We start from the raw sequence: 5082 nt of genomic DNA, 5'->3' as shown, positions 1-5082 counted from the left end.
CTTTAAGTCGGGGAGTTTTTCCATTCCTCGATCTAATGTCTATCTCGTCTTCTTGTCAAGGGGGTTGAGCAATTACCAATTATGTTTGATTGTACCTCATAACAGCGGAAACCGCTGTAAATTCCGTGCGATCGCGGATGGCAGTGCTGCAGAAATAGGGGAAAATGATAGATAGGTTAAATAAGAATGAGCGAAATAAACAAGGTCGCTGGCCCTTTCAGAAGCTCTGAATCCAAGGCTGTATCTACCCCTAAAGTAACTTTTGGAGGACGCAATATGTTGGCTTCTTTAAGGGAAACGACTCGCGCCTCGGAATACGCAAATTCCCCATCCAAAAGCTTTGTATTCAAGGACTCCAGCATCAATGAAGGTGGATATTTTGTTTCCAGAATCTTGGCTGGGGAATCTGACTGCATCGAGAAAATTACCTCGGCACTTCAAAAATATGCCTCTATTCTTAGAGAGATTGACTAAGTTCGCACAACTTCTGACGGCTGCTAGGGCTAACTGCAATTAGGCTCTGTTATCCTCAGTTCAGATTACCTCGATCCATACAAAAGTTAATTGCCAAAATCGCATAGTTATCAAATAAGCTTGATGAGATAACTCCGGGGTGTATCTACTAATAATGCCCTTAATGGAGTCTCCAATATGAGTTCTAAATTCGCTCAAGTTAACTCACAATCTTCTTTTGAAAAACGGCCACTGCGCTCCTTAGTCTTCATTGATTCCGGCGTAGAAGATTACGAGTCAATTGCAGCGGGAGTGCTGCCTCGACAGCAGGTAGTAATACTCGACCGCACCAAAAACGGCATCGAACAAATCAGCTCTGAAATTGAAAAATACGCCTCCACTAACGGGGCTATTGACTCGCTTCACATTATTTCTCACGGCAGTTCTGGCAGCCTACAACTTGGCAATACTGCTCTGGGTTCAGATAACATAGAGCAATACAAAAACCAGTTAGAAAAGTGGCAAACTGCACTAGCCCCAGAAGCAGACATCATGCTGTACGGGTGCGATGTAGCCGCGGGTACAGGTGCTAATTTCGTCGATCGCTTCAGTCAATTAACCGGGGCTGATGTTGCCGCTTCCAGCAACACAACCGGCAGCGACGGCGACTGGAATTTAGAATTTGCTTCTGGCCAAATTGAATCTCCCTTAGCCTTGCAAGCCGAGGCGATGGCAAATTACCAAGGTGATTTAGCTACGATCGTGGTAGCCAACAATAGCGATAGCGGGCCCGGTTCATTAAGGGCTGCGATCGCCACCGCTGTTGCAGGGGATACAATTACCTTCGCTCCCGGTTTAGCCGGTCAAACTATTACCCTCACCAGCGGTCAACTCAATATTCCCGTTGGCAAAAACATCACCATTGACGGTGCCGCGGCAGCGGGTTTAACTATCAGCGGCAACAACGCATCCCGCGCCTTTTTTGTCAATGCCAACGTTGCGACTGCTACCAATTTTGCAGTCAAAAACCTCATTATTACTAACGGCAAAACTACCGATCGAGGTGGCGCGATCGGCACAACCGACGAAGTAAACCTCACAGTAGAAAACGTTCAGTTCAACAACAACGTCGCCGATCGAGGCGGTGGCGCAATTTTTGGTAATTTCAACAATACCCTGACTGTTACCAACAGTAAATTCAACGGCAACGCAGCCACCGCAGCTAACGATGAACGCGGTGCAGGTGCGATCGGCTTTTTGAGTTTCAAAACTTTTACAGTCACCAACAGCGACTTCACCAATAACAAAGGTATTAACGGCGGGGCAATTAACAGCCTTCAAGGTAAGCTGACAATTGACAACTCCCGATTCATCGGCAACGACACCACCGCAGCCGTTTACGCAACAGGCCAAGATAATCCGTTTTTAAGGGGTTTCGGCGGCGCAGTTTACACAGACAGAGCCAGCAATCCGAGCGAAGCTTCCGGCACAATTAAGATTACCAATAGCGTATTTCAAGACAATAAAGGTCGAGGTGAAGGAGGCGCAGCTTATCTGTTCACCGGCAGCCAAGACAAGGTTATTTTGGAAAAGAGCACCTTCCAAAATAACGAAATTCTGGCGCTACCCAACGGTGGAAATGCTGGAAACGGTGGTGGGGTAACGATTTTGAGTGACAGCACCAACCAGGGATTGACCATTACCAACACCACCTTTGCGGGCAACAAAGCCGGCAATCAAGGTGGCGGCCTGTGGATGCGAAATGCCCCTACTACGATTACTAACAGTACGTTTTCTGGCAACTCCACGGCGTTTGCTGCTGGTGATTACAACAAACTCGGCGGTGCAATGACTCTTGGTGCACCCACAACCATTCTCAACACGACGATCGCCGATAATTCTGCCGGCTGGGTTGGTGGAGGTATCTTCGCCGATGCTAATAATGTCACCCTCAAAAACACGATTCTTTCCAACAATACAGCGGCTAACGGAGGAAACCCTTGGGGCATTCAGCAACACGTCACCGCCCAATATAGCGATGGAGGAGGGAATTTTCAGTGGCCGGTGATTAACACCGATACCAAGGTGACGACAAGTGTGACGATCGCAGACCCCTTACTCGGCCCTTTGCAAAACCTCAACGGCGCTTTAGTCAGGCCGCTGCTGACAGGAAGTCCGGCAATTGATAAAGGGATTGCTACCGGCGCACCGGCTACGGATCAGCGCGGCGTGACTCGCCCTCAAGATGGCGACAGCATTCCAGGTGCGATCGTTGACAGCGGCTCTTTTGAATTTGGAGGTACTGTCGTCCCCACACCAACTCCGACGCCAACTCCGACACCAACTCCGACACCGACACCAACTCCTACTCCGACACCGACTCCGACTCCCACTCCCACTCCCGCGCCGACTCTTACTGGTTCTTTGGGTCAAACCAATAATTACAGCAGTGTCAATGACCTGATCGCACAATGGCCCAATGCCGCCCAGAATCAAGGCATCAAACTGTCTGGGATAGCTTTTGATGGCGTGGAAACTGACTATCTTAACCCGAATGTCATCAGCAACCTCACCTTAGCAAGCAACGAAAACCCTAAAAGCTGGTTGAGCTACGGCAGTACCGGCGGTATTGGCGTCCCATCCTCTTATGATGGTTGGTTCACCGACGCCAGGAAAATTCGGGCGGAAATCAACCATAACCCCAACACCAACCAATCTCAGGCGCTGAAGGTGAAATGGGCAGATAACCAAGACATCACTAGCACAACGATCGACCTGAGTGGATTGACTCCCACAACAAGTCCAGGTTTGGGCGATCAAGGCAATGAGGTTGCTTTCCTGCAAATCTTTAATAATGGGGTTCTGGTACCGGCCACCAATTTTACGATCGCTCGCCTCAACGCTCCGAGCGCTCCAAAAGCGATCGGTGTGTCTTCAAATGGAGTGACTTTCATTGGCGATCGCACCGATGGCAGTTTCAAATTCCAGATAGTAGGAAACTCTCTGGGCGGCGCTAGTTTTGACGAACTGCGGTTCTCCACCAAAGCTTACGATAGCCCCACCCCTGCCTACGCCGCCACCTCCTTCAAAAACGATGGTTCCGACTACCTAGTGCGGAAAATTGAATATCAAGGGATTTCTAATGTGACTCCAACGCCGACACCGACGCCGACGCCCGCTCAAAACACGTTTTTCTTCAGTGCGGCTACTTACAGCGTCAACGAGGGCAACACGGCGCCGATTACGATTAATCGCAGTGGGAACCTTTCGATACCTACTACGATTTCGTTCAGCACGGGTGACGGTACTGCTCTGGCTGCGGGTTCTCAACCGGATTACAACAGTGTGGTTCAAGCGATCAATTTTGCACCCGGACAAGCTAGCGTACAAGTTCCGGTTCAAACTTTATTTGACAGTCTCACGGAGCCTACTGAAACGGTGAAATTGTTCTTGAGTGGTGGCAGTTTGGCTAGTCCGTCAGCGGCAGTTTTGAGCGTTATTGATACTACTGCTGTGCCTCCGACTTTCTTCTCTTACGGTTCGTCTCCCGATCCTATTATTGATGGTGGTTCTGGAGAGTTGACGATTAATCGGACTGGCAATACTTCGGTTTCGGCTTCGATCGACTTTTTGATTGTTGCCCCTGGTGGCGATCGACCTGTGAACAACGTAGACTACAACATTAGTCCATTTGCTGTGAATCTTTCGTCCGGCACGGTGAACTTTAATCCTGGTCAAACTAGCGTTAGTCTGACGATTAACAATCTTCCTGGTTTGACTGGTGGGGTGGTGAATTTGGGCTTTGGCCCAGGTTCGATCGGCGCTCCGGCATCGACTGCAATTACTCTGCTTTAAGGCTGTTAGTATGGTGAGGAATCCTTCCTGTACTAATATGTCTTGCAAGTAGTTAAATGCTTTGGTAGTGATGTCCAGTACTGGGGGGGTGACAAAGAGGCTTAGGATATAGACCGAATAAGGGTTGCAGCCCTCAGACCTTGTTCGTAAAAGCGACGTTTAGAAGGAGTTGACTTCATTAACTGTTGCATCTCCAAAGCATATTGTTCTAGATAATCAACCCACTTTTCGGCATCTACACCAACACCAAATGTACTCCGTCTACGATATTTTTTCTTGGGTTCTTTGCGACGAGATACATATTTTTGTACCTGCTTTTTTCTCAATTCAGTGCCTTGAAATATTGCCTCCAGGTAGGCAAGCGTCATCAGGAGAATCATATTAATAAGTCTGTTCCCTTTGAGGCTTGTTCCTTCAAGCTCGTAGCCTCCTGTTTTACAGTCTCGGAACATTTCTTCAATACCCATTCGCTGCTTATAAGCATGGAGCGCTGCTCGCAATGAGCATAAGTCCGTGAGAATAAACCAGGCTTCTTTAACTTGATATTTCCCATAGTTCCTTTTCCACTTACAAGCAAGCTCAAATCCGGTAGTAGGTCGACTTTTCCTCACTTTTTTACCTTGAACATACAAAGAAGTTCCGGCTACTATTCCTAATTCATCCAACCGTTGCCAAACTAAATGTTCTGTTTCGATACAAAGATTCTTTTTCAGTCTTAAGCAAAAAGACACACCTTTTTCCTTAAGCCAGTTTCCCAAATCAACAGAACAAAAT

At 48.1% G+C, this 5082-nt stretch carries 3 protein-coding genes; 2 read left to right on the top strand and 1 reads right to left on the bottom strand.

Features of this window, described 5'->3' with window-relative positions; all coding sequences use genetic code 11:
* The first annotated feature begins 186 nt into the window (after positions 1 to 186).
* Both QUA13_RS31445 and QUA13_RS31440 read left to right on the top strand, forming a co-directional pair.
* A complete protein-coding gene (locus tag QUA13_RS31445) occupies positions 187 to 474 on the top strand; it encodes a hypothetical protein (RefSeq protein ID WP_333204880.1) in 288 nt (95 codons plus the stop codon).
* 177 nt (positions 475 to 651) lie between these two features.
* Complete coding sequence (locus tag QUA13_RS31440; RefSeq protein WP_333204878.1) at positions 652 to 4308, top strand: DUF4347 domain-containing protein; 3657 nt, start codon at positions 652 to 654, stop codon at positions 4306 to 4308.
* A 101-nt stretch (positions 4309 to 4409) separates the two neighbouring features.
* Here QUA13_RS31440 and QUA13_RS31435 read toward each other — a convergent pair.
* Positions 4410 to 5082, bottom strand: a 673-nt coding sequence (locus QUA13_RS31435) for a transposase (RefSeq protein ID WP_333204876.1), incomplete at its 5' end; no start/stop codon positions are given.

Source organism: Microcoleus sp. S28C3, assembly GCF_036700785.1.
GTDB classification, from domain to species: Bacteria; Cyanobacteriota; Cyanobacteriia; order Cyanobacteriales; family Microcoleaceae; genus Microcoleus; species Microcoleus asticus.
The sequence above is the reverse complement of the archived record's forward strand: the minus strand, read 5'-3'. Positions and strand labels throughout refer to the sequence as shown.

Coding starts and splice junctions, on each gene's coding strand:
- QUA13_RS31440 (WP_333204878.1), top strand. CDS start 652: ATGAGTTCTAAATTCGCTCAAGTTAACTCACAATCTTCTTTTGAAAAA.
- QUA13_RS31445 (WP_333204880.1), top strand. CDS start 187: ATGAGCGAAATAAACAAGGTCGCTGGCCCTTTCAGAAGCTCTGAATCC.